This window comes from Micromonospora sp. CA-248260 (assembly GCF_050942205.1).
In the GTDB taxonomy this organism is placed as follows: domain Bacteria; phylum Actinomycetota; class Actinomycetes; order Mycobacteriales; family Micromonosporaceae; genus Micromonospora; species Micromonospora antibiotica.
The window spans coordinates 1,703,604-1,730,270 of record NZ_CP192021.1; the positions used below are offsets into that span (position 1 = coordinate 1,703,604).

The following is a 26,667-nucleotide window of genomic DNA, read 5'->3' on the forward strand; positions in this document are numbered from 1 at the left end:
CACGTGCGGCTGACCGACTTCTGGACCCGGCTGGACGAGGCCTTCGGGCCGGGTTACGCGGCCAGCATCGCCAGCGACCAGGTGCTATCCCAGCTCGACGGGCGGACCATCACCCAGGCCCTCGCCGCTGGTGAGCAGACCCACGTCGTGTGGCGGGCGGTGGTCGCCGCATACCCCGACCGGGTGCCCGCACGGCTACGTTGAGCTGCCGTTCCGCCACTTCCGCGTGTCACTTGCCGGCTCGTACACCTGTTCGGCTATTGTCCACAGCGGGGTGCTCGTCCACAGCTCACGGCCCGTCGGCTGGTTTTCTGTCGGACCCAGCGCCTAGCGTGTCCGCGTGACGCGAAGCTCAGGAAAGACGCCGGCGAAGGCAGGAGTGGCAAACATGGCCGCAGGGCCCGACCGGGAGAAGGCACTCGACCTTGCTCTCGCTCAGATCGACAAGCAGTTCGGTAAGGGGTCGGTGATGCGGCTGGGCGAGCGCCCGGTCGTCCAGACCTCGGTCATCCCGACCGGCTCCATCGCGCTCGACGTGGCGCTCGGCGTCGGTGGTCTGCCCCGGGGCCGGGTCGTCGAGGTCTACGGTCCCGAGTCCAGCGGCAAGACCACGGTCGCCCTGCACGCGGTGGCCAACGCCCAGCGGGCCGGCGGCATCGCCGCGTTCGTCGACGCCGAGCACGCGCTCGACCCCGACTACGCCAAGGCGCTCGGCGTCGACACCGACGCCCTGCTGGTCTCCCAGCCGGACACCGGCGAGCAGGCGCTGGAGATCGTCGACATGCTGGTGCGCTCCGGTGCGATCGACATCATCGTGATCGACTCGGTGGCGGCCCTGGTGCCGCGCGCCGAGATCGAGGGCGAGATGGGCGACAGCCACGTCGGTCTCCAGGCCCGGCTGATGAGCCAGGCGCTCCGGAAGATCACCGGCGTGCTCAACAACACCGGCACCACGGCGATCTTCATCAACCAGCTCCGCGAGAAGATCGGCGTCATGTTCGGCTCGCCCGAGACGACCACCGGTGGTCGGGCGCTGAAGTTCTACGCCTCGGTCCGGCTCGACGTGCGCCGCATCGAGAGCCTCAAGGACGGCACCGACGTGGTCGGCAACCGCACCCGGGTCAAGGTCGTCAAGAACAAGGTCGCCGCGCCGTTCAAGCAGGCCGAGTTCGACATCATGTACGGCAAGGGCATCTCCCGCGAGGGCTCGCTGATCGACGTCGGCGTGGAGCAGGCGATCATCCGTAAGTCCGGTGCCTGGTACACCTACGACGGCGACCAGCTCGGGCAGGGTAAGGAAAAGGCCCGGGAGTTCCTCAAGGAGAACCCGGACGTGGCGGCCGAGATCGAGAAGAAGATCCTGGAGAAGCTCGGCGTCGGGGTCGGCGCGGGTGACGCCGCCGGTGGCCCTGAGCTGCCGCCTGTCGACTTCTGACCGGTCGCGGTCGAATGGCAGGACGACGCGCCCGCACGGGGCGGGGCTGGGATGCCGCCCCTCCCCGTGCAGGAGCTGACGACGCGACGCCCCGCCCCCGGCGGGGTCGCCGGGGGGCGGCCGACGGGACCGAGCCGACCCCCGGTGAGTCGACGCCCCGCGACGAGGCCGAGGTGGCCCGGGAGATCTGCCTACGGCAGCTCGCGGTGCGGCCGCGTACCCGGGCCGAGCTGGCCGGGGCACTGGCGAAGAAGGGCATCTCCGACGAGGTGTCCGCTCAGGTCCTCGACCGCTACGACGAGGTCGGCATCATCGACGACGCGGCGTTCGCGCGGGCCTGGGTCTCCAGCCGGCACAACGGTCGTGGGTTGGCCCGCCGGGCACTCGCCAACGAGCTGCGTCAGCGTGGCGTGGACGGTGAGGTGGCCAGCGAGGCCCTCGGTGAGCTGGACGAGGAGACCGAGGCGGAGACCGCCCGTGCCCTGGTCGACCGCAAGCTGCGCAGCGCCCGGGGTGAGCCCGACGCGGTGTTCCGCCGGCTGGTCGGCATGCTCGCCCGCAAGGGCTACCCACCCGGGGTGGCGATCCGGGCGGTGAAGGATGCCCTCGCCGCCCAGAGCGCCGAGGCCGCCGAGTTCGCCGACCAGATCGACGCCGACGCCCTGGCCGATGCCGAGGGCGAGCGGGGCTGACCGGTGCAGATCGACGCCGGTGCCGGGGGCGAGCGGGGCTGACCGGCGCAGATCGACGCCGACGTGCTGGCCGGTACCTCCCGGACGGTGCGCCCGCCGTCCGACACTGCCACCCTGGCGTCACACGCCCGTGCCCTGGGGCGTCACCTGGCCCCTGCGTACCGCCACCCGTCTGGACCTGCGCCCTGGGCGTCACCTGACTGACCCCGCGCGCATCCTCACCCGCGTAGCCTCCCTGGCCGGTGCCACCGGTTCCGCCTACTCCCACACCCCGCAAGATCGTGCTCGAACCTGGTTGTAGTGGTATCCGTCGTTTCGGAGGCCACTACAACCAGGAAACAGTGCGATCTTGCGGAGCGGGGTGTGGGCGCTGGTCCGGAGGCCGGCCCCGGTCCGGACGGCAAGCGGAGTGGAGAGACGCCCGGGTGCGGAGGGCCGCCAGGTGCCGAAGGGGAATAGCGGCCGGAGGACGACCGATGGGCGCATGAAACGGGAATTTTACGGCTTGGTGTCCGGATTTGGATCACCAGTGGGTGACGTTGCCAACTCTCTCCGTTCGGGGGGTTTGATCATGAGTTCTTGACCGATCGGCCTTCCGAGACCTAGCCTCGCCATACAGGCTCACTTTGCCCGACCAGCGCAGGCTAAGCGCACAACATAGATCTCGTAACAGAACAGCATCACTTTGGCCAGCTCCACCGGCCTTGACGGTCGTTCCGGACAGCCGGTCCGGAGCCGACCCGACAACTGCACCCGGCTGTCGGCGATGCCGCATGGGCACCGCCGACGGAGAGCTATCCCCACGGCCAGCCGCTCGGTCGGGCGTCCAGAGCCGCAGAGGTGCGTGCCCGTCGGCACGGTTCCCCTGCGGCGTAGACGTTTGGGGAGGCACGACCATGGCGGGTCGGCACAGGGACCGGGGGTCCCCAGCAGGCGGTGGCGAGCGCGGGTGCGCCGACGCGGTGTGGCGGCCCACCGGCCCCGGTGACGGGACGCCGGCATGAACACCTTCGACGTGGTGCTCCTGATCGTCGTCGGGGTCCTCACCCTGGTCGTGGTCGGCGCCGTCCTGATCGGCGTACGGGCGCTGCGTCGCATCGGTGCCGCTCCCGCCCCGGAGGACCCCGCCTTCATCGCCGAGAAGGACCGCCAGGAACAGTCCCTGGCCGCCCTGCGGACCGCCGCCGACGAGGTGAACAGCACCATCGACGTGGCGAAGTCCGCCGCCTCCGCAGCCCGTGCCGAGGCGGCCGGGGCCAAGGCGGAGGCGAAGTCGGCCCGGGCGGAGGCCCGCCGGGTCCTCGACGACGCCCGTGCCGAGGCGGACACCGTCCTGGAGCGCGCCCACAAACAGGCCGAGGCGGACGCGGAGCAGCTGCGGGCCAGCGCCCGGCGCAGCGGTGAGCGTGAGGTGGCGGTGCTCGCCGCGACGACACGGGAGCAGGCGGCCGAGGTGGAACGCCGGGCCGCCCGGATGGACGAGCGGGAGCGGCTGCACACCGAGGAGGTGGAGCGGCTGGCCGAACGCGAGCGGCAGCTCACCGCCGCCAGCGCCGCGCTGGCCGAGCGGGAGGCGGCGATCAGTGCCCGGGAGGCCGCGCTGACCGTGGCCGAGGAACAGCGCCGGCGGGAACTGGAACGCGTCGCCGGGCTGACCGCCGAGTCGGCCCGCACGGAGCTGATCGAGGTGATCGAGACCCAGGCGAAGCGGGAGGCGGCGCTGCTGGTGCGGGACATCGAGTCCGACGCCCGCAACACCGCCGAGCAACGCGCCCGGCACATCGTGGTGGACGCCATCCAGCGGGTGGCCAGCGAGCAGACCGCCGAGAGCGTGGTCAGCGTCCTGCACCTGCCGGGGGACGAGATGAAGGGGCGGATCATCGGCCGGGAGGGGCGCAACATCCGTGCCTTCGAGTCGGTGACCGGAGTCAACCTGATCATCGACGACACCCCCGAGGCGGTGCTGCTGTCCTGCTTCGACCCGGTACGCCGGGAGGTCGGTCGGCTCACCCTGGAGAAGCTGATCCTCGACGGGCGGATCCACCCGCACCGGATCGAGGAGGTGCACGACCTCGCCCGGCAGGAGGTGGAGGAGCTGTGCCACCGGGCCGCCGAGGACGCCCTGGTGGAGGTGGGCATCACCGAGATCCACCCCGAGCTGGTCACCCTGCTCGGCCGGCTGCGCTACCGCACGTCGTACGGGCAGAACGTGCTCAAGCACCTGGTGGAGACCGCGCACATCGCCGGGATCATGGCCGCCGAACTACGGCTGGACGTGCCGACGATCAAACGGTCGGCGTTCCTGCACGACATCGGCAAGGCGCTCACCCACGAGGTGGAGGGCAGCCACGCCATCATCGGCGCCGACCTGGCCCGCAAGTACGGCGAGAGCGAGGACGTGGTGCACGCCATCGAGGCGCACCACAACGAGGTGCCGCCGCAGACCATCGAGGCGGTCCTCACCCAGGCTTCCGACGCCTGCTCGGGCGGGCGGCCCGGGGCCCGGCGGGAGAGCCTGGAGGCGTACGTCAAGCGGCTGGAACGGATCGAGGAGATCGCCGCCGGCAAGATCGGCGTGGAGAAGGTCTTCGCGATGCAGGCGGGCCGGGAGATCCGGGTGATGGTCAAGCCGGACGACGTCGACGACATCGGCGCGGCGGTCCTCGCCCGGGACGTGGCCAAGCAGATCGAGGAGGAGCTGACCTACCCGGGGCAGATCCGGGTGACCGTGGTCCGGGAGTCCCGGGTCACCGAGATCGCCCGCTGACCGGCCACCGGACGGCGGCACCGGCCGCACCGGGCGACGAGGGGAACCCGCGACCACGGTGACCACCGAACGACACGGCACGAGGGCCGGCCCGGAGATCCGGGCCGGCCCTCGTGCCGTGCGGGGTGGTTCAGTTGCCGCCCGCGCCCTCCGCCTGGGAGGTGAGCGCGGCGGCCGGGGGCGGCGGGGCCGCCTTCCCGACGGACTTGCGGCCCCGGGACAGCCGCCGCTGGACGAACTGGGCCAGCTTGGACAGCGAGTAGTTGGCCAGGATGAACAGCGCGGCGATCACCACGTAGACCTGGATCGGGTTGTCCAGCACGCCGATGAGCTGCTTGCCGATGTTGAGGGTCTCCTCGTAGCTGATGATGAAGCCCAGCGAGGTGTCCTTGAGCACCACGACGAGCTGGCTGATCAGCGCCGGCAGCATGATCCGGAACGCCTGGGGCAGCAGGATCATCCGGGTGGTCTGGGCGGGGGAGAGGCCGATCGCGGCGGCGGCCTCGGCCTGCCCGCCGGGCAGTCCCTCCATGCCGGAGCGGAGGATCTCGGCGATGACCACGGAGTTGTAGACGGTCAGGCCGATGACCAGGTACCACAGCGAGTCGAAGGAGACGCCGAACTCGGGGAAGCCCCGGGCCACGAAGAAGATGGTGAGCACCACCGGCAGGCCCCGGAACACCTCGACGCAGACCCGGGTGACCGCCGAGAGGGTGACGCTGAGCCCGCGCAGCAGGTAGGCCACCGGGGTGGCCATCCCGGTGAAGCGTCGCCGGGTGAGGCTCTTGAGCTGGATGCGCAGCACCGCGAGCAGGGTGCCGACCACCAGCGACGCGACGATGGCCAGCACGGCGGCGGTCAGGGTGTTCTTCAGCCCGAAGCCGATCCGGTCCCACACCTGGGAGAAGTTCTCGTGGGAGGGGTCGACCAGCGGACCCCACAGCTCCATCGAGAACTGGCCCTTGTCGTCCAGCGGGCGGTAGATCAGGAAGTACGCTCCGACGGCCAGCAGCACGGTGGCGACGATGCTGCCGATCAGGGTGATCCGGCGTTGGCGCGGGCCGGGGACGTCGTACAGGACGCTGGTCTGCTGACTCATCGGGCCACCGCCTGTCGCTTCTCCAGCCGGTCGAGCAGTGCGCCGAGCGGCACGGTCATGATCAGATAGCCGATCGAGATGCCGATGGCGACCGGGATGAAGGCGTAGCCCTCGGCGGAGGTGAGCTGGTCGGCGCTCTGGGAGAGGTCGCCGACCACGCCGAAGAAGCCGATCAGCGCCGAGTTCTTGATCATCGCGATGATCACCGAGCCGAGCGGCACCACCGACGCCTTCCAGGACTGCGGCAGCACCACGTGCCGCAGGTTCTGGCCGAAGGTCAGGCCGAGCGACCGGGCCGCCTCGGCCTGACCGGGGGGCACCGCGTTCACCCCGGAGCGCAGCGCCTCACAGACGAACGCGGCGGTGTAGAGCACCAGGGCGATCAGCGCGAACCGGAAGTACGGCAGGTCGGTGCCGAGCCGGGTGAAGAGCGAATCCAGCACGGGGATCCGCAGGAAGTCGGCGTTGGAGCCGAGCGCCGGCAGGCCGAATGCGGCGAAGAACATCACCACGGTCAGCGGCATGTTCCGGAAGATGTTCACGTAGGCGGTGCCGACGGCGCGCAGCGGCGGCACCGGCGAGATGCGCAGCACCGCCAGGACGGCACCCAGGATCAGGGCGCCGAGCGCGGCGAGGACGCAGATCTGGAGGGTGAGCCAGAAACCACCCGCGAAGACGTCGAACTTGTCGATGAGCACACTCACGGGCCGGTGTTCCTCCCCACCCTCCAGATCGAGGTCAGATCAGTAACGGTTGACGGTGGGCGCGGTGCCCAGCTCCGCGCCGAACTTGCCGGCGGTGTCGTCCCACGCCTTCTTCCAGCTGCCGTCGTTGAACGCCTTCTCCAGCGTGTCGTTGACGAAGTTGCGGAAGTCGTTGTCTTCCTTCTTCACCCCGATGCCGTACGGCTCCTTGGTGAAGTTCTCGCCGGCCAGCTTGAACGACGACTCGTCCTTGGCGATGTAGCCGAGCAGGATCACGTTGTCGGTGGTGACGGCGTCGACCTGGCCGCCCTTGAGGGCGTCGCGGCACTTGTCGTACGTGTCGAAGAGCACGAGCTGGGTGCCGACGTCCTTGACGTACTTCTTGATCTCCTCGGCCGGGGTGGACCCGGTCACCGAGCAGACCTTCTTGGTGCCGTCCTTGAAGGAGTCCGGCCCGGTGATGGTGGCGTCGTCCTTCTTGACCAGGATGTTCTGGCCGGCCTCGTAGTACGGGCCCGCGAAGGCGATCCGCTCCTTGCGCTTGTCGTTGATGGTGTACGTCGCCGCGACCAGGTCGACGGTGCCGTTGACGATGACGTCCTCACGGACCTTCGACGGCGTCTCGACGTACTCGATCTTGTCCTCGGGGATGCCCAGCTCCTTGACGATGAGCTTGGCGACCTCGACGTCGAAGCCCTCCGGCTTGCCCGACAGGCCCTTCTGGCCGAAGCCGGGCTGGTCGAACTTGGTGCCGATCTTGATCTTCTGCGCCTTGTTGAGCTTCTCCATGGTGCTGCCGGCGGCGAAGGACTTGCTGCCGGAACCGGTGCCCTCGTCGGCGTCGTCGCCGCCGCAGGCGGCCAGGCCGAGCGCCAGAGTAGCCGCCGCGGCGACTGCCGCCACGCGCTTCATACGCATACTGATCTCCTTCTTCGTCGGAATGCACCGGTGACCGGCACGCTCCACTACGGACGCCTAGTGCGTGAGGATCTTGGAGAGGAAGTCCCGGGCCCGCTCGCTGCGCGGGTTGGCGAAGAACTCCGTCGGCGGGGCGTCCTCGACGAGCTGCCCGTCGGCCATGAAGATCACCCGGTTGGCGGCGTGCCGGGCGAAGCCCATCTCGTGGGTCACCACCACCATCGTCATGCCCTCGCCGGCCAGTGAGGTCATCACGTCGAGCACCTCGCCGACCATCTCCGGGTCGAGGGCGCTGGTCGGCTCGTCGAAGAGCATCGCCTTGGGCTGCATGGCCAGCGCGCGGGCGATCGCCGCCCGCTGCTGCTGGCCGCCGGAGAGCTGGGCCGGGTACTTGTCGGCCTGGTTGGCGATGCCGACCCGGTCGAGCAGGGCCAGGCCGCGCTCGCGGGCGGCGGCCGGCTTCTCCTTGCGGACCTTGACCGGCCCGAGGGTGACGTTCTCCAGGATGGTCTTGTGGGCGAAGAGGTTGAACGACTGGAAGACCATGCCGACCTCGCTGCGCAGCTTCGCCAGCGCCCGCCCCTCGGCCGGCAGCGGCTGGCCGTCGAAGGTGATCGTCCCGTCGTTGATCGGCTCCAGCCGGTTGATCGTCCGGCAGAGTGTCGACTTGCCGGAGCCGGACGGCCCGATCACCACCACGACCTCGCCCTTGCCCACCGAGAGTGACACGTCGTCGAGCACGTGCAGTGGGCCGAACCACTTGTTGACCTTGTCCAGCACGATCAGCGGTTCGCCGGTCGCCACGTCGTCCACCGTCCCTGTCGTCGTACCGGAAAGCGGGGTCGGTCGACCCCCGGTTGGGCCACTGTAGGCGGGGCGACGTGGCGGATCGCAACCCAACGGGTCACGGAGAGGTAACACCGGTGTCGGGTGTGCTCCGGCGTCCGAATTTCGGCACCCGACGGGCCGGTCGGGTGGCGGGTGGACCGGGTGACGGAGATCATGGGGCGATGACCGAGCGGATCCGGCTGACCGAGTACGCGCGTGGCGGCGGCTGCGCCTGCAAGATCCCACCGGGGGAACTGGAGGCGATGGTCGCCGGCCTCGGGCCGGCCACCGGCACCGCCGAACTGCTGGTCGGTCTCGACCACGGCGACGACGCCGCGGTGGTCCGGCTGGACGAGCGGACCGGCCTGGTCACCACCGCCGACTTCTTCACCCCGGTCGTCGACGACGCCTACGACTGGGGGCGGATCGCCGCCGCCAACGCCCTCTCCGACGTGTACGCCATGGGCGGCACCCCGCTGGTCGCCATCAACCTGCTCTGCTGGCCCCGGGACACCCTCCCGCTGGAGCTGGCCCGGGAGGTGCTGCGCGGCGGGCAGGACGTGGCCCGGGAGGCCGGCTGCCACCTGGCCGGCGGGCACAGCGTCGACGACGACGGCCCCAAGTACGGGCTGGCCGTGACCGGGCTGGTCCGCCCCGAGGAGCTGATCACCCTGGACGCCGGGCGGGCCGGGCTGCCGCTGTCGCTGACCAAGCCGCTCGGCGTCGGTGTGCTGAACACCCGGCACAAGGCCACCGGTGAGGTGTCCGCCGAGGCGGTGGCGTCGATGACCACGCTCAACCGGGACGCGGCCCGCGCCGCCGTCGCGGCGGGCATCCGCTGCGGCACCGACGTGACCGGTTTCGGGCTGCTCGGGCACGCCTCGAAGCTGGCCCGGGCGAGCGGCCTGACGGTGGCCATCGACGCCGCCCGGGTGCCCTACCTGCCCGGTGCCCGGGAGGCGGTGCGCGACGGGCACGTCAGCGGCGGCACCCGACGCAACCTGGACTGGGTGGGCCCGTGGACCGGGTTCGGGTCGACCGGGGAGGCGGACCGGCTGCTGCTGGCCGATGCGCAGACCTCCGGAGGGCTGTTGCTGGCCGGCGAGGTGCCCGGCGGCACGGTGATCGGCGAGCTGCTGCCCCGGGGCGAGTCGATGGTCGTCATCCGCTGACGCGTGCCGCCGCCCCTGACCGCCGACGCCTGACCGCCGACCGCCGCCCCCTGACCCCTGACCGCCGTCTCCTGACCCCGGGTGGCGGGCCCGGACTTCCGACGCCGCGCCGGGTGGGCTGGGCTGTCGGTCGGCCGGTTCGGCGGGGCACCGTACCCGATAAACTGTCATCTTCCCGCTACTCCGGGCAATGCGGCGCTAGGAAATTTTGCCCGGAATGGTCACAGACCGGTAACTTGCCCCCGGCCGGGGGCAAATGCCCCCCACCATCGTGAGTAAGGCCCGATCCGGAGGCCGGTGGGACTAACGCAGCGAGGAGGCGGCATGACCGAGCTGTGGAACTGGAGAATCGACCGGGCCGCACCCGTGGAGGTGTACCCGGCCCTGGCCGAGGCGCTCGGACGGGTGGTGATGCCCCTGGCCGTGGCCGACCCGGCCCGGCTGCCCACGTACGCGGTGATCTGCGACGTGTGGGAGGCCCCGGGGGAGTTCGGGACGATCGTCGACTGCTACGGCGTACCCGAGTCGCTGCACCAGCTGAGCGCGGTCGCCGCGCTGGCCCGGCTGCTCGACCGGGACTGCCTGCTGGCCGACGACACCCTCGACGCCGGCCGGCACCTGCTGGTCGCCCCGGGCGGCACGATCCGCCCGGTGCACTTCGAGGTCACCGAGACCGACGACGGTGAGGTGCTCTCCGCGCGCCGGCTCTGCACCCTGGCGCACCCGGGCTGTCGGGGCTGGTCGCGGTGCTGCCGTTCGCGCTGGGCACCCGACTCGGTCAACCCGGCCCTGGCCGCCGCCTGACCGACCCCCCGCCCGACGGCCCGTGCACCCAGGGCCACCGCCCGGTCCGTGGCGGTGCGGCCGACGCCCGGCGGGTCAGGGGGGCGACGGCCCGGGGCCCGGCGGGTCAGGGGGGCGACGGCCCGGGGCCGGTGGGTCAGAGGGCGACGGCCCGGGGCCGGTGGTCAGGGGGCGACGGTGGGGCGGGTGCCCCGGACCTGCAACTGGTCCAGCAGGGTCGCGGTAGCGGCGGTCACCGCGCTCACCGCCGCCTCGAACGCCGCGGCGTTGTGCGCGGCCGGGGCCCGGAAACCGGACACCTTGCGGACGTACTGCAACGCCGCCGCCTCGATGTCGGCCGACGTGACCGTCGGGACGTACGGCTCACGCAGGGTCTTGATGCTCCGGCACATGGTTCCTCCTCGTCGGGGTCTTCCCGGTCGGCCCCGGTCGGGCGGCCCGGATACGCTGTGCGTGTCATGACTACCGCAGCCGTGGGCAGCCCGCGCACCTACCAGGTGCGCACGTACGGCTGCCAGATGAACGTGCACGACTCCGAGCGCATCTCCGGCCTGCTCGAACAGGCCGGTTACGTGCGGGTCGCCGACGCCGACGACAACCCGGACGTGGTGGTGTTCAACACCTGCGCCGTCCGGGAGAACGCCGACAACCGGCTCTACGGCAACCTCGGTCACCTGCGCCCCGTCAAGGCCCGGCACCCGGGGATGCAGATCGCCGTCGGCGGCTGCCTGGCCCAGAAGGACCGGGGCGACATCGTCCGCAAGGCACCCTGGGTGGACGTGGTGTTCGGCACCCACAACATCGGCTCGCTGCCGGTGCTGCTGGAACGGGCCCGGCACAACACCGCCGCCGAGGTGGAGATCCTCGAATCCCTCGACGTCTTCCCGTCCACCCTGCCGACCCGGCGCGAGTCGACGTACGCCGGCTGGGTGTCGATCTCGGTGGGCTGCAACAACACCTGCACGTTCTGCATCGTGCCCGCCCTGCGCGGCAAGGAGAAGGACCGCCGCCCCGGCGACGTCCTCGCCGAGGTGCGCGCCCTGGTCGCCGAGGGCGTGCTGGAGGTGACCCTGCTCGGGCAGAACGTCAACTCCTACGGCGTCGAGTTCGGTGACCGGTACGCCTTCGGCAAGCTGCTGCGCGCGACCGGTGAGATCGACGGGTTGGAACGGGTCCGGTTCACCAGCCCGCACCCGAAGGACTTCACCGACGACGTGATCGCCGCGATGGCCGAGACCCCCAACGTCTGCCACTCGCTGCACATGCCGTTGCAGTCCGGCTCGGACGACGTGCTGAAGGCGATGCGCCGGTCGTACCGGTCGGAGCGCTACCTCGGCATCATCGAGAAGGTCCGGGCGGCGATGCCCGACGCGGCGATCACCACCGACATCATCGTCGGCTTCCCCGGCGAGACCGAAGCCGACTTCGAGCAGACCCTCGACGTGGTCCGCGCGGCCCGCTTCTCGTCGGCGTTCACCTTCCAGTACTCCAAGCGCCCCGGCACCCCGGCCGCGACCATGCCCGACCAGCTGCCCAAGCAGGTCGTGCAGGAACGCTACGAACGGCTGGTCGCCTGCGTCGAGGAGATCACCTGGGCGGAGAACAAGCGTCTGGTCGGCGAGACCGTCGAGGTGCTGGTCGCCGTCGGTGAGGGCCGCAAGGACGACCGCACCGGCCGGCTCTCCGGCCGGGCCCGCGACGGCCGACTGGTGCACTTCGCCACCGGTGCGGCCGGTGAGCCGGGCGCGGCCGGCACGATCCGACCGGGCGACATCGTGCACACCACCATCACCTACGCCGCCCCGCACCACCTCAACGCCGACGGTGCCCCGCTGGCACACCGCCGCACCCGGGCCGGTGACGCCGCCGAGGCCGGCCGCGCCCCGCGTACCCCCGGGGTGCTGCTCGGGTTGCCCACGGTCGGTGCGCCGGCCGCGACGCCCGCGCCGACGACCGGCTGCGCCGCGCACTGACCTCCCGGTCGGGGCCCGCCACCGGCGGACCCCGACCGGTGCGCGGTCAGACCGAGATCCGGCCCGCGCCGGCACCCGCCGTCACGATGGACTTCACGCTGCTCGCGCTGTCCAGGGTGTACTGGTACGGGATGCCGGCGACGCTGCCGCCGGTCTGCCCGGCGGGCGAGTTGACGAAGTGGTTGTTGCGGGCCACCAGGCTGCCCGGCCCGGAGTCGGCCTCGCCGAGGTGGTAGGTGTCCTTGACGTTCTCGAAGTAGTTGCCCTCGACGAGCACCCCGGCGCTCATCGTGGACGCCACGCCGTAGCCGGCGTTGTTGTAGTAGTAGTTGTTGTAGACGTGCACCGGGTTGCCGAAGCGGACCCGGGGGTTGCGCTGCTTGCTGCCGTCGTACCAGTTGTGGTGGTAGGTCACCCGCAGGTGCCCGATGTCCTGGCTGCCGTTGTCGTCGCTGTGCCCGAGCAGCATCGTCTTGTCGTGGCTGTAGACCCGGTTCCAGGAGACGGTGACGAAGTCCGAGCCGCGCTTGATGTCGACGGTGCCGTCGTAGCCGTTGCTGAAGGTGTTGTGGTCGATCCAGATGTTGGTGGCGGAACTCTCCACGTTGATCGCGTCGTCGCTCCAGTTGCGGAACGTCAGGTTCCGGATGATCACGTTGCGGTCGCCGTTGACGGTGAACCCGCAGCCGACGATCGTCGCCCCGGCGTTGCCGAGCACGGTCTTGTTGGAGCGGACCCGCAGCATGCCCGAGCAGTTGATGGTGCCGGAGACCCGGATCACCGCCGCGCCGGTGGCGTTCAACGCGCTGGTCAGCGCCGAGGCGGTGGAGACGGTCGTCGCGCCCGCGCTGCCGCCGCCGGTGGTGCCGCCGTTCTGGGTGGCCCAGCCGACCAGGCCGGTCTGCGGCACGCTGGGCGGCGGGGTGGTCGCCGGGGGCGTCGTCGGCGGGGGTGTGGCCGACGGCGGGGTGGTCGGCGCATTGGTCGGGGCGGTGCTCCCGGTGCAGGTCACCCCGTTGACGGTGAAGCTGGTCGGGACCGGGTTGCTGGAGTTGTTCCAGGTGCCGTTGAAGCCGAACGAGACGCTGCCGCCGGTCGGCACGCTCCCGTTGTAGCCCACGTTGGTGGCGGTCACCGTGCTGCCGCTCTGGGCCACGGTGGCGTTCCAGGCGTCACTGACCGTCTGGCCGGCCGAGTACGACCAGCGCAGGCTCCAGCCCGACAGCGGGTCGCCGAGGTTGCTGATGGTGATGTTGCCGGTGAATCCGCCCTGCCACTGCCCACCGACGGTGTAGCTGACCGCGCAGCCGGGGGCGGCGTGGGCGGCGACGGCGGTGAGCGTACCGGTGGCGAGCAGGGCGACGGTGGTGGCGGCGATCAGCGTCGTACGACGCCGGGGTGTGCGCATGCTGCGTCCCTTTCGGGTGGGACAGGCTGCCGTCGACGGGAGAGCCACCGGTGGATGCCGGTGACCCGGGACGTCGCCGATCGGCCCCTGCCGAGGGGGTCAGGTCGGTACGAGGTGGATCCCGTGTGGTGCGCCCGCAGCCCGGACAAGCGCTTTCCCGAGCAAAGCATAGACAGTGGCAGATGTAAATCGGCGTGCCGGACGCGCGGCGGCGGTGATCCGGCAGGCGGGTCGCCGGTCGACGGGCAACGTCGACCGGCGACCCGCCGGTGGCCACTACGGACGGTCCCGGCTCAGCAGGCGGTGCCCTTGAGCTTCACCGTGGCCGGGGCGGCGGCCGTACCGTTGGCGGTGAAGCCCACGGTGACCGACGCGCCCGCCGCCAGCGACGGCGCGTAGGCCGGCCCGGCGGCGGTCACCGTCGTGCCGGCCTGGGTGACGGTGGCGTTCCAACCGCTGACCAGGGTGACCCCGGCCGGCCAGGCCCAGGTCACCGACCACGGGTTGACCGCCGACGAACTGGTGTTCTTCACCGTCAGCTCACCCTGGAAACCACCCTGCCACGCGCTGACCTGCTTGTAGGTGGCGGTGCAGCCACCGGTCGGCGGCGGGGTGGTGGTCGGCGGGGGCGTGGTGGTCGGCGGCGGCGTCGTCGGGCCGGTGGTGGTCGGCGTCGGCGTCGGGGTGCCGGTCGGGTCGGTCCCGCCACCCACCGGCGGGATCAGGTACGGCTGGAGGATCGCCTGCTTGGCGGTGTTGACGTTGGTCCAGTCGTCCAGCGCGATGCCTCCCGTGTCACCCGAGTTCGGGTTCCACGACCAGTAGGTGAAGGACATCCCGTTGACCCCGGTGCCGGTGTAGGCCATCAACTTCTCCAGCCACACCTTGTCCCGGGGGTCGGCCAGGGTGCTGCCGAACTCGCCCATCATGATCGGGGCGATGTTCTGCTTGTAGAGGTAACCCCAGTACCTGTCCCAGATCGCCGGCAGGTTCGCCGGGAAGTCGGCGGCCTTGAACCAGTTCTGCTCGTAGACGCTGGTGGCGTACTCGTGTGGCGAGTAGACCAGCCGGTTCGCCACGTTCAGCCGGACCGGGAACTGCCCGGCCTTGGACAGGTTGCCACCCCACCAGCCGCAGTCCTCGTCGTTGCTGGTGTCGTTGTCCCAGACGTTCGACAGGCCACCGCTGGGGCAGCTCACCCCCTCCACGAAGATCAGCCAGTTCGGCTGCACCGCGAGGATGGCGTTACCGGCCCGCTCGGCGGCCAGCCGCCAGTCCCGGGTGGTGTCGCCGCAGCCCCAGCAGGCGCCGGTCGCGGCCGGGTTGGTGCCTTCGGCGTGCGGCTCGTTGTGCAGGTCCGCGCCGATCACCGTGGTGTTGCCGGCGTACCGCTGGGCCAGCATCTTCCAGTCGGCGAGCCAGGTCGCCTCGGAGACCGTCGGGGTGTACCAGAGCGGCGACTGCCCGGCCGCCGTCGGCCGGTGCCGGTCCAGGATGACCCGCATGCCCTTGCTGCCGGCGTAGGCGATCACCTTGTCCAGGATCTGCAACGGCGAGAGCCCGACCAGGTCCGGGTTGACGAAGTCGTTGATCCCGCTGGCCGTCGCGCCCGGCTTCACCGAGTCGTTCGAGTACGGGACGCGCAGCGTGTTGTAGCCCAGGCTGGCCATCTTGTCGAGCTGCCCGCGCCACGGGTTGTTCGACCACAGGCCGTGGAACGTCCGGTTGTCGGTCTCCATGCCGAACCAGTTGATGCCGGTCAGCCGGACCGTCGCGCCGGTGGCGTCGACGATCTTGTTGCCGTTCGTGTGCAGGTAACCGGTGCCGGTGCCGCCGACTGCGGCGGCGGCCGGCGTGGTGCTGACGGCCGTGGCGACGAGCACGCCGGCCGCGGCGGTGGCGAGCGCGGTGAGCGCGGCGCCGATGATGCGGGGTCGGTACATACGGGCTCCACTTCGAATGCCCGGCGTCGCGACGGCGACGCGGGCGGAAAACCAGGGATTCGCCGGCCGCCGCCCGTCCGTCCCGCTCCTGCGGGGGTACGCGGACAGTGCGCGGCACGCCGGGTCACGTGGACGCGGCCACTCGCTGCGGTGCACCGGCGACTCCCGACGACGGTGTCCGTCGTCGGTGCCCTCGCGCCGGCGGGGTCGACCTGGCTCTGCCGCCCATTCTGATCAGCAGGCCTCGATGCGTCAACCGCAGCCCCTGCGCCCACCGCCGGGCGGGCGTGCCGGTACCGGCGGGGGTGCCCGGCTGGGTGGGCTCGGGTGGGGTGGGTTTTCGGGGTGGGACATGGGGAAGCCCCCGGTCCCGAGGGGGAGCGGGGGCTTCCGGGGCGTTCGGGGTCAGCCGGCCTGCTCGGCGAGCTGGAGGAACTGCCGCTTGGAGGCGAGCGCCTGCTCGGCCTCCTTGACCCGACGGGCGTCCCCGGCGGCTTGGGCGCGGGCGAGCCGCTCCTCGGCCTCGGCGACCTGCGCCCGCATCTGCGCGAGCAGCGGGTTGTCCTCCTTGGTGGTCCGCCGCCAGGCCGAATCCATCACCTCGCGGACCTTGTCGTCGATGGCCCGCAGCCGCCGCTCCAGGCCGGCAGCGGCCTCCCGGGGCACCCGGCCGGCCTCGTGCCACTGGGCCTGGATCTCCCGCAGCTTGGCCTGGGCACCCTTCGGGTCGCCGTCGACGTCCAGCGCCTCGGCCTCGACCAGCAGCGCCTGCTTGCGCTCCAGGTTGGCCCGCTGCTCGTTGTCCCGGGCCGAGAAGACCTCACTGCGCCGGCTGAAGAAGGCGTCCTGGGCGGCGCGGAACCGTTCCCAGAGCTTCTGCTCCGACTCCTTGGAGGCGCGCGGGGCGGCCTTCCACTGGTTCATCAGCTCCTTGAGCTGGTTGGCGGTGGCCGCCCAGTCGGTGGAGTCGGAGAGCTTCTCAGCCTCGGCGACCAGCTCCTCCTTGGCCGTGTGCGCCTGCTTGCGCTGCTGGTCGAGGGAGGCGAAGTGGGCGCCCCGACGCCGGGTGAAGCCGTCCCGGGCGGCGGCGAACCGCTTCCACAGCTCACCGTCGGCCTTCTTGTCGACCCCCCGGATGGTCTTCCACTCGTCGAGGATCTCCTTGAGCCGGTCACCCGCGGTCTTCCAGCCGGTCGACTCGGCGGCCAGCTGTTCGGCCTCCTCGACCAGGGCGGTCTTGCGGGCGAGCGCCTCACCCCGGGCGGCCTCCCGGGCGGCACGCGCCTCAGCGGCCTTCTCCTCGGCCACGACGGCGAGCTTGTCCAGGCGCGCGGCGAGGGCGTCGATGTCCCCGACGACGTGCGCCTCGGCCAGCGAGCCACGGATCCGCCGGACCGTGCTCAGCGAACCACCCGCGTCGGCGGCACCCGAGTTGAGCCGGGCCTCGGTCAGGTCCACCTCGGTGACCAGGTCGGCGAAGCGACGGGCGAAGTGTGCCAACCCCTCCTCGGGGGCGCCCGCCTGCCAGGATCCGACCACCCGCTCGCCCTCGCTGGTCTTCACGTACACGGTGCCGTCCGCGTCCACCCGTCCGAAGGCAGTCCAGTCGCTCATGTGCACATCCTCGTTCTCCCGGCGTCGACGGGAAACCCCGCACGATCGCCGCCACGGCGCAGCCAACTTGCTCCCGGCATTGTCACAGGTCCGCCCCCGTCCGCGTCGAGCGCCTGTCTCTGACCGTGACCATACGGTGTCCTAGCACCCACACACAGACTCCGTGGGGGGAGTGTCGCATTCCGGCGTACGCTGTACGGTAGGGCGTACGAGACACTGCCGCCCTATCGACGGGCGGACGAGGAGGAGCAGGATGACCCAGTCCCACACCCGGATGACGCCCCCGGCCGACCCCGGTTTCGTGCCCGACGAGGCCGATCTCGCCGAGCTGGACGCGTGGTTCCGCCACTACGACGCCCTGGCCGAGGCGGGTGACGTCGCCGGCACCGCCGAGCTGGCGATGTTCCCGCTGAACACCGTCACCGACGACGCCTCGGGGGAGGGCTCCGCCCGCCAGCTCGACCGGGCGGCCTACCTGGAGATGATGGGCGGCGTACTCGGCGGCGGTGGCGACCTGCGGATGGAGAGCCGCCGCACGCCCTACTTCCTCACCCGGAGCCTGGCCGTGGTGCTCACCGAGGCCGAGTTCACCCTCGACGGCGAACGCCAACGGGTGCGCTACGCCGACCTGATGGTCCGCACCGGCGGGCGGTGGCGGTTCCAGACCATGGTCCAGGGCGGCTGGGGCGGCCAACCGGCCTGATCCCGCCGCGGCCTGCCGAACCGGCTGGTTCCGGCGTCGGGCCGTCGGCCGGGTCGCTCCTGGTGTCGGGCCGTCGGCCGGGTCGTCCCCGGGCTGCCGACCGACTCGGTTCGGTGGTCGGGCTGCCGCAGCGGTGGGGCAGGCGGGGCGGGCGGTGCCGGGCCGCTAACGTTGCCTGGTGCCTCTGGTCGCCGCCGCCGTCTGCCCGCACCCGCCGCTGATCGTGCCCGAGCTGGCCGGGGCCGCCGCGCCCGAGCTGGCGGAGCTGCGCGCCGCCTGTACCGCCGCCGTCACCGCCCTCCACACCGCCGGGGCGGGCACCGTCGTGCTGGTCGGCGCCGCAGAGCGCACGGTCGAACTGGACCTGCCCCGCCAGGGCAGCTTCGCCCCCTGGGGCCTGCCCCTGGCGGTACGCCTCGGCGGGGGACCGGCCCCCACCGACCCCGGCAGCGGCGACGATCGGCTGCCGCTGAGTCTGCTGGTCGGGGCCTGGCTGGTCGACCGGGTCGCCCCCCCGGTATCGGTGGCCTGGCGGATGGTGAGCATCGGGTCCGACGAACCGGTCGACCGGTGTGCCGCCCTCGGGGCCGGCCTACGGGTGGACGGGCCGTGGGCCCTGCTGGTGCTGGGCGACGGCTCGTCCTGCCACGGGCCGAAGGCACCCGGCTACGACGACCCGCGCGCCGGGGCGTACGACGAAGGGGTTGCCCGGGCCCTGGCCGACGCGGACACCGACGCGCTGCTCGACCTGGACCCGGTGGTCTCGGCGCAGCTGGGGGCCGCCGGCCGGCCCGCCTGGCAGGTGCTGGCCGGCGCGGTGAGGGCGGCCGGCGGCGACTGGCGCGGCGAGCTGCGCCACCACTCGCGTCCCTACGGGGTGGGCTACCTGGTGGCCTCCTGGTCCCCGCCGGCCGGGACGGACGGGGCGGGCACGGGCGGGGCGGCGCGGTGAGCGGCACGGTCGTCGCCGTGGTCGGGCCGACCGCGGCGGGCAAGTCGGCGCTGAGCATCGCCCTCGCGCACGCCCTCGGCGGGGAGGTGGTCAACGCCGACTCGATGCAGCTCTACCAGGGGATGGACATCGGCACCGCCAAGCTCACCACGGCGGAGCGGGACGGGGTGCCGCACCACCTGCTGGACATCTGGCCGGTCACCGAACCGGCCAGCGTCGCCGAGTACCAGCGGCTGGCCCGCGCGGCGGTCGACGACATCCTGGCCCGGGGGCGGGTGCCGCTGCTCGTCGGCGGCTCCGGCCTGTACGTGCGGGCGGTGCTCGAACAGTTCGAGTTCCCCGGCACCGACCCGGCGGTACGCGGACGGCTGGAGGCGGAACTGGCGCAGCTCGGCCCCGCCCCGCTGCACGCCCGGCTGGCCGGGGCGGACCCGGTCGCGGCGGCCGGCATCCTGCCCGGCAACGGTCGACGCATCGTCCGGGCCCTGGAGGTGATCGAGCTGACCGGGGCGCCGTTCACCGCCTCGCTGCCCGACCCGACCCCGTACTACCCGGCGGTGCAGCTCGGCGTCGACCTCGACACCGCGCTGCTCGACGAGCGGATCGCGGCGCGGGTCGACCGGATGTGGGCCGACGGGCTGGTCGCCGAGGTCCGTACGCTGTGCGGGCACGGCCTGGCCGACGGCCGGACGGCCAGCCGGGCCCTCGGCTACCAGCAGGTGCTGCGGTTCCTGGCCGGGGAGACCGACGAGGCGCAGGCCCGCGACGAGACGGTCCGGGCCACCCGGCGGTTCGTCCGACGGCAACGCTCCTGGTTCCGCCGTGACCAGCGCATCCACTGGCTGGACCCGACCGCGCCGACGTTTGTCGACACTGCGCTGCGGGTCGTCTCCGGGCATCGGCCATGATGGGGGCGTGGAGTTCACCAAGGGGCACGGCACCGGCAACGACTTCGTCATCTTGCCCGACCCGGACGGCACCCTCGACCTGACCCCCGACCTGGTCGCCGGGCTCTGCGACCGACGGCGCGGCCTCGGCGGCGACGGCGTGTTACGGGTGGTGCGCGCCGCGAAACACCCCGACGGGGTGGCCCTCGCCGATGAGGCCGAGTGGTTCATGGACTACTGGAACGCCGACGGCTCGTTCGCCGAAATGTGTGGCAACGGGGCCCGGGTCTTCGTCCGCTACCTGCTCGCGACCGGCCTGGCCACCGCGACCGACGGAACCCTGCCGGTGGCCACCCGCGCCGGCCTCGTGCGGGCCCGGTTCGACGGCGACACCATCGCCGTCGAGATGCGCCGCCCCCGGTTGTACGACGCGTCGCATGCCGCCCTGAGCGGGCTCACCCTGCCCGGCACGGCGGTGGACGTCGGCAACCCGCACCTGGTCTGTGCCCTGCCGGCCGGCATCGACCTGACCGACCTGGACCTGACCCGCGCGCCCGAATTCGACCCCCGGGTCTTCCCACACGGGGTGAACGTCGAGTTCACCACCCCCGGTGCCCCGCTGGACGGCACCGACGGCCACGTGCTGATGCGGGTCTACGAACGTGGCTCGGCGGAAACCCTCTCCTGCGGCACCGGCGCCTGCGCGGTCGCCGCCGTGGCGCTACGCGACGCCGCCCGGGACACCGGCGTCGTGGCGGTCGACGTCCCCGGTGGCCGCCTCACGGTCACGGTGACCACCGACTCGTGCTGGCTCGCCGGCCCCGCCATCCTCGTGGCCACCGGCACCCTCACCCTCCCCTGACCCCCCGCCGCCCACCCCACCCCGCTCTGCCCCGCCTCACCCCGTCTCGTCTCGTCTCGTTGATCAAGAGGTTTGCGTCAGAATCGGCGTGACGGATGACGTAAACCTCTTGATCACCCGGTCCCGACGAGGTGACGCGCGGTGATCAAGAGGTTCGGGTCAAAGATGGCGGGCGGAATGACGCAAACTTCTTGATCACCGGGGCCGGGCGGGGAGGGTGCGTGGTGATCAAGAGGTTTACGTCATGGGTGCCGGGCGAAGTGACGCAAACCTCTTGATCACCGGGGCCAGCCGAGCCTGGGGCCAGCCGAGCCTGGGGCGAGCCGAGCCTGGGGCGAGCCGGGGCCAGTCGAGTCGGGCTGGCCGGTGGGGAGTGGGGCTCGCGGGGGAGGGGAGGGGGTCAGGGGGTGGCGCTGGCGGTGGCGGCGACTTCGGGGAGGTCGGCGGGGCCGGGGTCGGCGGCCGGGGGTGGCGTCGCAGCCGGGTTCTGGGCGGCGGCGCGGACTGCGGCGGCGACCGCCGGGGCGACCCGGGAGTCGAAGACGCTCGGCACGATCACCGTCGGGTTGATCTTGTCTTCGCCGACCACGTCGGCGATGGCCCGGGCCGCCGCGATCGCCATCTCCTCGGTGAACTCCTCGGCGTGCGCGTCGAGCATGCCCCGGAACACGCCCGGGAAGGCGAGCACGTTGTTGATCTGGTTCGGCTGGTCGGAGCGGCCGGTCGCGACGATCGCGGCGTGCTTGCGGGCCTCCCGGGGGTCGACCTCCGGATCGGGGTTGGCCAGCGCGAAGACGATCGCGTCCTTGGCCATGGTGGCGACGTCGTCGCCGGTGAGCAGGTTGGGGGCGCTCACCCCGATGAAGACGTCTGCGCCCCGGACCGCACCGGCCAGGTCGCCGGCGTAGTTGTCCCGGTTGGTGTTCTCGGCCAGCCACTGCCAGGCCGGGTTGAGGCCGGTCAGCCCACGGTGCAGGGCGCCCTGCCGGTCGTACGCGATGATGTCGCCGACGCCCTGGCGCAGCAGCAGTTTCATGATCGCGGTGCCGGCCGCGCCGGCCCCGGAGACGACCACCCGGACGTCCGCGAGCTGCTTGCCCACGACGCGCAGTGCGTTGGTCAGCGCGGCCAGCACGCAGATCGCGGTGCCGTGCTGGTCGTCGTGGAAGACCGGGATGTCCAGCAGCTCCCGCAGCCGTGCCTCGATCTCGAAGCAGCGCGGCGCGGCGATGTCCTCCAGGTTGATCCCGCCGTACGCGGGGGCGATGGCCTTGACGATCGCCACGATCTCGTCGGTGTCCTGGGTGTCCAGCACCACCGGCCAGGCGTCCACCCCGCCGAAGCGCTTGAACAGCGCCGCCTTGCCCTCCATCACCGGCAGCGACGCCGCCGGGCCGAGGTTGCCCAGGCCGAGCACGGCCGAGCCGTCGCTGACCACGGCGACCGTGTTGCGCTTGATGGTCAACCGCCGGGCGTCCGCCGGGTTCTCCGCGATCGCCATGCAGACCCGGGCCACCCCCGGGGTGTACGCCCGGGACAGCTCGTCGCGGGTCCGCAGCCCGACCTTCGAGTGCACCTCGATCTTGCCGCCGAGGTGCAGCAGGAACGTCCGGTCGGACACCTTGCGCACGTCCACCCCGTCGAGCGCGGTGAGCGCCTCGACGACCTGGTCGGCGTGGCCGGCGTCGGCGGTGTCGCAGGTGAGGTCGACGATCACGTGGGTCGGGTCGGAGTCGACCACGTCGAGTGCGGTGACGATCGCGCCGGCCTCGCCGACCGACGTGGTCAGCCGGCCGATCGAGGAGGCGTCCGCGGGGACCGCGATCCGGATCGTGATCGAGAATCCGGCACTCGGCAGTCTGGTGATGGCCACGGAAATACCTCCGTCGTCGCTGGCGGCTCGTCGCCATTTCTACTCGCCCACCGGGCCACGGCGGCAGCCGCCCCCGCGTTCGGCGACCTCCACCACGGGCATATAGCAGTCGCGTTCCGCGTTGACCCGTGTCAGGATTACTCGGTACATGCACAGAACGGACAGGAGACGCAGCTTGCGCGACCAGGAGACCCACACCCCCTTCTCGGACGACGACCTCGACGCCACGACCGGTGAGTACGAGCTGTCGGAGCGGCAGGCGTTGCGGCGGGTCCCCGGCCTCTCCACCGAGCTGACCGACGTCACCGAGGTCGAATACCGCCAGCTCCGGCTGGAGCGGGTCGTCCTCGTCGGCGTCTGGACCGAGGGCACCCAGCGCGACGCCGACAATTCGCTGACCGAGCTGGCCGCCCTGGCCGAGACCGCCGGTTCGCAGGTGCTCGAAGGGCTGATCCAGCGCCGCAGCCGCCCCGACCCGGCCACCTACGTCGGCCGGGGCAAGGTCGACGACCTCAGCGCGGCGGTGCTCTCCACCGGGGCCGACACGGTGATCTGCGACGGTGAGCTGTCCCCGTCCCAGCTGCGCAACCTGGAGCAGCGCACCAAGGTCAAGGTGGTCGACCGCACCGCGCTGATCCTCGACATCTTCGCCCAGCACGCCAAGAGCAAGGAGGGCAAGGCGCAGGTCGAGCTGGCCCAGCTCGAATACCTGCTGCCCCGGTTGCGTGGTTGGGGTGAGTCGCTGTCCCGGCAGAGCGGTGGCTCCGGGCGCGGCGGTGGTGCCGGTGGCGGCGTGGGTCTGCGTGGCCCCGGTGAGACCAAGCTGGAGACCGACCGGCGGCGCATCCGCCACCGCATCGCCCGGTTGCGCCGGGAGATCAAGGCAATGAAGACGGTACGCCAGACCAAGCGCGCCCGTCGGTCCCGTAACGCCGTTCCCGCGGTCGCCATCGCCGGTTACACCAACGCCGGCAAGTCGAGCCTGCTCAACCGGCTCACCGGCGCGGGCGTGCTGGTGGAGAACGCGCTCTTCGCCACCCTGGACCCGACCACCCGCCGGTCCACCACCTCGGACGGGCGGCTCTACACGCTGTCCGACACGGTGGGTTTCGTCCGGCACCTGCCCCACCAGATCGTCGAGGCGTTCCGTTCGACGCTGGAGGAGGTCGCCGAGGCCGACCTGGTGGTGCACGTGGTCGACGGCACCCACCCCGACCCGGAGGAACAGGTCCGCGCGGTGCGGGAGGTGCTCTCCGAGGTCGGTGCCGACCGGCTGCCCGAGCTGCTGGTGGTCAACAAGACCGACGCCGCCGACGAGGAGACCCTGCTGCGGCTCAAGCGGCTCTGGCCGGACGCGGTCTTCGTCTCCGCGCACAGTGGGCGTGGCCTTGAGGGGCTGCGTGAGGTGATCGAACAGCGGCTGCCGCGTCCGGCCGTGGAGGTCCGCGCGGTCCTGCCGTACGACCGGGGTGACCTGGTTGCCCGGCTGCACCGGCAGGGTGAGGTGCTGAGCACCTCCCACCTCCCGGAGGGCACCCTGCTGCACGTGCGGGTGGGGGAGGCGCTCGCCGCCGAGTTGACTCCGTTCGTGGCGGCGGGTGACCCTGCGGTGGCCGGCAGTCGGTGAGCGCTGCGGTGTGACCTGAGGTTCATGGCGGCATGCGACACTGACGCCATGCGCCGCGCTGTCTCCTCGGTCACGGTTGCCCTCGCCCTGTTCGGCGTGGCCGTGGCACCCGCTGCTGCCGCAGCGGCACCGGTCTCCGCTGCCACCTCCGGGGCGGCGTCGGTCCTGGCCACCCCCGTCGGGACGGTGCCGCTGGCCGGTGCGGTGCCGTTGACCGGTGCGGTGCCGTTGACCGGTGCGGTGCCGTTGGTCGGGGTGGCGCCGTTGGCCGTCGCCGGCAAGAAGAAGTGCACCATCACGGACGAGCGGCTGCGGGAGCTGTCCGGCCTGGTCGCCACGAAGACCGGCTATGTCGTGATCAACGACGGCACCCTCCAGGAGAGCCGCAAGCGGGTCTTCTTCCTCGACACCAAGTGCAAGATCGCCAGGGAGCCGGTCAAGTTCTCCGGCGACGGCCCGTTCGACACGGAGGACCTGGCCCTCTCCCCGGACGGCAAGACGCTCTGGATCGCCGACACCGGTGACAACGTGACCAGCAGGGAACGGCGTACCCGGGTCGCGGTCTGGACGATGCCGGTGACCGGGTCGAAGCAGCCGGTGCTGCACCGGCTGTCGTACCCGGAGCGCAAGCCGCACGACGCCGAGGCGCTGCTGATCGGCGCGGACGGGTCGCCCCTGGTGATCACCAAGGTGCCCAGTGGCAAGGCGGAGATCTTCACCCCGGAGACGAAGCTCGACAGCGGCGGCAACGCCGATCCGGTGCCGATGAAGAAGGTCGGCGAGATCACCCTGCCCAAGACCACCACCGACAACCCGCTCAACATCATCGGTCGGGTGGCCATCACCGGGGCGGCCCGCTCGCCCGACGGCAGCCGGGTGGTGCTGCGCACCTACGCCGACGCCTTCGAGTACGACGTCAAGGGCGATGACATCGTGGCCGCGTTGACCACCGGCAAGCCCCGGGTCACCCCGTTGGCGGACCCGTTCGGCGAGGCCATCTCGTACACCCCGGACGGCACCGGGTTCGTGACCGTCTCCGACGGCGGGGAACTCTCCCCGGAGGACCCGATCGACATCCTCGGCTACACCCCGTCCACCAAGGGCGCGGAACCAGTCGAGGGCGCGGCGGGAGCCAAGCCGGCAGCCGACAGGTCCTGGTACGACAACCTGAGCCTGGACCAGATCACCTACCTGATCGGTGCGGTCGGGGTGGTCGGCGCGGTGCTGGTCGGGGCCGGCATCGTCGGGATCGTGCGGTCGCGCAGGCGGGCCACGGCGGCCGGCGAGATGCCTGACGATCCCGACGACGAGGTCTTCACCTCCGGCGCGGTGTCCCGGGCCGAGGGCTTCCCGGCCGGTGAGTCCCCCCCTGCCGCCGAACCGGCCCCGGACCGGCCGCGTACCGGCGGTGTCTACGGTGCTGCGGCAGGTGGTGGCCCCGCCCGGCCGGCCGGCGGCGCGGTCTACGGCGGAGGTCGGCCCCCAGCGGCAGCCGCAGCGGTTCCCTCCGGCGGTCCGGGAGGTAGCAGCCCTGCGGGCGGCGGACGTCCGGCGGGTGGTGGTGTCTACGGCGGAGGTCGCCCTGCCGGCGGTGCTGTCTACGGTGCCACCCCGGCCGGCGGTGCCGGTCCGCGCGGTGCCACCCCGGCCGGCGGTGCCGGTCCGCGCGGCGGTGCCGACGGTGCTGGTCCGCGCGGTGGCGCCCCGGGCATCGGCCCGCGCGGTGGTGCTTCGGGCGGTGGTGCCCGGGGTGGTGCGCCGGCCGCCGCCGACCCGCGCGGTGGTGCGCCGGCTGGTGGACGCGGCGGTGTGCCGGCGGGTGGGCGTGGCGGTGCGCCGGCCGGTGGACGCGGCGGTGTGCCGGACGATGGGCGTGGTGGGCCGCCGGGGATCCGTGGTGGTGCCCCGGTGGCCGGGCGTGGCACCCCGCCGGGTGGCCGTGGCGGTCCGCCACCGGAGGGGCGCGGTGGTGCGCCGGTCGGTGCCCGTGGCGGTCCTCCGCCGGGTGGGCGTGGTGGCCCTCCGCCGGGTGGTCGTGCTGCGCCGCCGGCCGGTGGGCGTGGCGGTGCTCCCGCTGGTGGGCGTGGTGCCGGCCCGGCGGGCGGGCGGGGTGGCGCTGCGGGTGGTGGGGACGGTGTCTACGGTGCCGGGCGGGCCGAACCGCCACGGCGTGAGGGTGGGCCCCGGGAGCCGCGTTCCGGTCCACGCCGGGACGACGACCACGACGACCGGCGGGGCGGCCAGTACGGCCCACCGCCCGGCCGCAGCGGCGAGCGTTACTGACCTCTCCCCAGGTCGCGGGCGTGCGCGGTCGACCAGGCACGTGCCGCGGCCGTTGCGGGGCGGGGCACGGTCACCGGGGACGGCACCGGCAGCCTCCGCCGGAGGCTGCCGGGCGGGACGAGG

The 26,667-nt window shown here is 72.1% G+C and carries 21 protein-coding genes and 1 pseudogene; 13 read left to right on the forward strand and 9 right to left on the reverse strand.

Annotation, left to right across the window (positions count from 1 at the left end; genetic code table 11):
- Positions 1–3 precede the first annotated feature (3 nt).
- The 4 genes from ACQP2H_RS07845 (at position 4) to rny (ending at position 4,894) form a co-directional block, all read left to right on the forward strand.
- Positions 4–204, forward strand: a complete 201-nt coding sequence (locus ACQP2H_RS07845; protein ID WP_091249479.1) for a DUF3046 domain-containing protein — start codon at positions 4–6, stop codon at positions 202–204.
- Between the two features lie 184 nt (positions 205–388).
- Positions 389–1,435: a recombinase RecA gene (recA, locus tag ACQP2H_RS07850; RefSeq protein WP_208569362.1), complete on the forward strand. Its 1,047-nt coding sequence runs from the start codon at positions 389–391 to the stop codon at positions 1,433–1,435.
- A 14-nt stretch (positions 1,436–1,449) separates the two neighbouring features.
- Entirely contained in the window at positions 1,450–2,127 is a 678-nt protein-coding gene (locus ACQP2H_RS07855; protein WP_219468593.1) for a regulatory protein RecX, read from the forward strand.
- Positions 2,128–3,127: 1,000 nt separating this feature from the next.
- Entirely contained in the window at positions 3,128–4,894 is a 1,767-nt protein-coding gene (gene rny / locus ACQP2H_RS07860; protein WP_357537795.1) for a ribonuclease Y, read from the forward strand.
- A 130-nt stretch (positions 4,895–5,024) separates the two neighbouring features.
- Here the strand turns inward: rny and ACQP2H_RS07865 are convergent, their stop codons facing one another.
- The 4 genes from ACQP2H_RS07865 to ACQP2H_RS07880 are packed head-to-tail and all read right to left on the reverse strand — an operon-like array spanning position 5,025 to position 8,428.
- Positions 5,025–5,993, reverse strand: a complete 969-nt coding sequence (locus ACQP2H_RS07865; protein ID WP_357537793.1) for an amino acid ABC transporter permease — start codon at positions 5,991–5,993, stop codon at positions 5,025–5,027.
- Positions 5,990–6,697, reverse strand: a complete 708-nt coding sequence (locus ACQP2H_RS07870) for an amino acid ABC transporter permease (RefSeq protein ID WP_363823455.1) — start codon at positions 6,695–6,697, stop codon at positions 5,990–5,992. Before ACQP2H_RS07870 ends, ACQP2H_RS07865 begins: the two co-directional genes overlap by 4 nt.
- Positions 6,698–6,736: 39 nt before the next feature.
- The gene (locus ACQP2H_RS07875) at positions 6,737–7,615 is read right to left on the reverse strand and encodes a glutamate ABC transporter substrate-binding protein (protein WP_357537789.1); all 879 of its coding nucleotides are present in this window, start codon (positions 7,613–7,615) and stop codon (positions 6,737–6,739) included.
- 57 nt (positions 7,616–7,672) lie between these two features.
- The gene (locus tag ACQP2H_RS07880; protein ID WP_357537787.1) at positions 7,673–8,428 is read right to left on the reverse strand and encodes an amino acid ABC transporter ATP-binding protein; all 756 of its coding nucleotides are present in this window, start codon (positions 8,426–8,428) and stop codon (positions 7,673–7,675) included.
- Positions 8,429–8,625: 197 nt separating this feature from the next.
- On the opposite strand from ACQP2H_RS07880, the gene selD reads away from it, so the two are divergent.
- Both selD and ACQP2H_RS07890 read left to right on the forward strand, forming a co-directional pair.
- Positions 8,626–9,615: a selenide, water dikinase SelD gene (gene selD, locus ACQP2H_RS07885; protein WP_219468607.1), complete on the forward strand. Its 990-nt coding sequence runs from the start codon at positions 8,626–8,628 to the stop codon at positions 9,613–9,615.
- Between the two features lie 324 nt (positions 9,616–9,939).
- Positions 9,940–10,419: a hypothetical protein gene (locus ACQP2H_RS07890; RefSeq protein ID WP_219468610.1), complete on the forward strand. Its 480-nt coding sequence runs from the start codon at positions 9,940–9,942 to the stop codon at positions 10,417–10,419.
- 164 nt (positions 10,420–10,583) lie between these two features.
- On the opposite strand, the gene ACQP2H_RS07895 is transcribed toward ACQP2H_RS07890, so the two are convergent.
- The gene (locus tag ACQP2H_RS07895; RefSeq protein WP_433231858.1) at positions 10,584–10,811 is read right to left on the reverse strand and encodes a DUF2277 family protein; all 228 of its coding nucleotides are present in this window, start codon (positions 10,809–10,811) and stop codon (positions 10,584–10,586) included.
- A gap of 66 nt (positions 10,812–10,877) precedes the next feature.
- On the opposite strand from ACQP2H_RS07895, the gene miaB reads away from it, so the two are divergent.
- Positions 10,878–12,392, forward strand: a complete 1,515-nt coding sequence (miaB, locus tag ACQP2H_RS07900; protein WP_208569571.1) for a tRNA (N6-isopentenyl adenosine(37)-C2)-methylthiotransferase MiaB — start codon at positions 10,878–10,880, stop codon at positions 12,390–12,392.
- A 46-nt stretch (positions 12,393–12,438) separates the two neighbouring features.
- Here the strand turns inward: miaB and ACQP2H_RS07905 are convergent, their stop codons facing one another.
- From ACQP2H_RS07905 to ACQP2H_RS07915, 3 genes are all read right to left on the reverse strand, one after another.
- On the reverse strand, positions 12,439–13,800 hold the full coding sequence (locus ACQP2H_RS07905; RefSeq protein ID WP_357537782.1) for a cellulose binding domain-containing protein: 1,362 nt from the start codon (positions 13,798–13,800) through the stop codon (positions 12,439–12,441).
- Positions 13,801–14,093: 293 nt separating this feature from the next.
- Positions 14,094–15,743 (reverse strand): cellulase family glycosylhydrolase, encoded by a 1,650-nt coding sequence (locus ACQP2H_RS07910; protein WP_219468613.1) that lies wholly within the window; start codon positions 15,741–15,743, stop codon positions 14,094–14,096.
- A 405-nt stretch (positions 15,744–16,148) separates the two neighbouring features.
- Positions 16,149–17,357 carry a DUF349 domain-containing protein gene (locus ACQP2H_RS07915; protein ID WP_219468615.1) on the reverse strand — a complete coding sequence of 403 codons (1,209 nt, stop codon included), beginning with the start codon at positions 17,355–17,357 and terminating at the stop codon, positions 16,149–16,151.
- A 253-nt stretch (positions 17,358–17,610) separates the two neighbouring features.
- Here ACQP2H_RS07915 and ACQP2H_RS07920 point away from each other — a divergent pair, with 253 nt between their 5' ends.
- From ACQP2H_RS07920 to dapF, 4 genes are all read left to right on the forward strand, one after another.
- Positions 17,611–18,060: a hypothetical protein gene (locus ACQP2H_RS07920; protein ID WP_219468618.1), complete on the forward strand. Its 450-nt coding sequence runs from the start codon at positions 17,611–17,613 to the stop codon at positions 18,058–18,060.
- A gap of 178 nt (positions 18,061–18,238) precedes the next feature.
- Positions 18,239–19,012 carry a class III extradiol dioxygenase subunit B-like domain-containing protein gene (locus ACQP2H_RS07925; protein ID WP_433231864.1) on the forward strand — a complete coding sequence of 258 codons (774 nt, stop codon included), beginning with the start codon at positions 18,239–18,241 and terminating at the stop codon, positions 19,010–19,012.
- Positions 18,958–19,920, forward strand: coding sequence for a tRNA (adenosine(37)-N6)-dimethylallyltransferase MiaA (gene miaA / locus ACQP2H_RS07930; protein WP_357537827.1), 963 nt, complete (start codon positions 18,958–18,960; stop codon positions 19,918–19,920). The genes ACQP2H_RS07925 and miaA overlap by 55 nt, the downstream gene beginning before the upstream one ends.
- 7 nt (positions 19,921–19,927) lie before the next feature.
- On the forward strand, positions 19,928–20,761 hold the full coding sequence (gene dapF, locus ACQP2H_RS07935; protein WP_433231867.1) for a diaminopimelate epimerase: 834 nt from the start codon (positions 19,928–19,930) through the stop codon (positions 20,759–20,761).
- 400 nt (positions 20,762–21,161) lie between these two features.
- Here dapF and ACQP2H_RS07940 read toward each other — a convergent pair whose 3' ends face one another.
- Positions 21,162–22,634, reverse strand: coding sequence for an NAD-dependent malic enzyme (locus ACQP2H_RS07940; RefSeq protein WP_208569565.1), 1,473 nt, complete (start codon positions 22,632–22,634; stop codon positions 21,162–21,164).
- A gap of 148 nt (positions 22,635–22,782) precedes the next feature.
- Here ACQP2H_RS07940 and hflX point away from each other — a divergent pair, with 148 nt between their 5' ends.
- On the forward strand, positions 22,783–24,261 hold the full coding sequence (gene hflX, locus ACQP2H_RS07945; RefSeq protein WP_433231869.1) for a GTPase HflX: 1,479 nt from the start codon (positions 22,783–22,785) through the stop codon (positions 24,259–24,261).
- 48 nt (positions 24,262–24,309) lie between these two features.
- A pseudogene (locus ACQP2H_RS07950) lies at positions 24,310–26,094 on the forward strand (hypothetical protein); the annotation flags it as partial.
- Positions 26,095–26,667 lie beyond the last annotated feature (573 nt).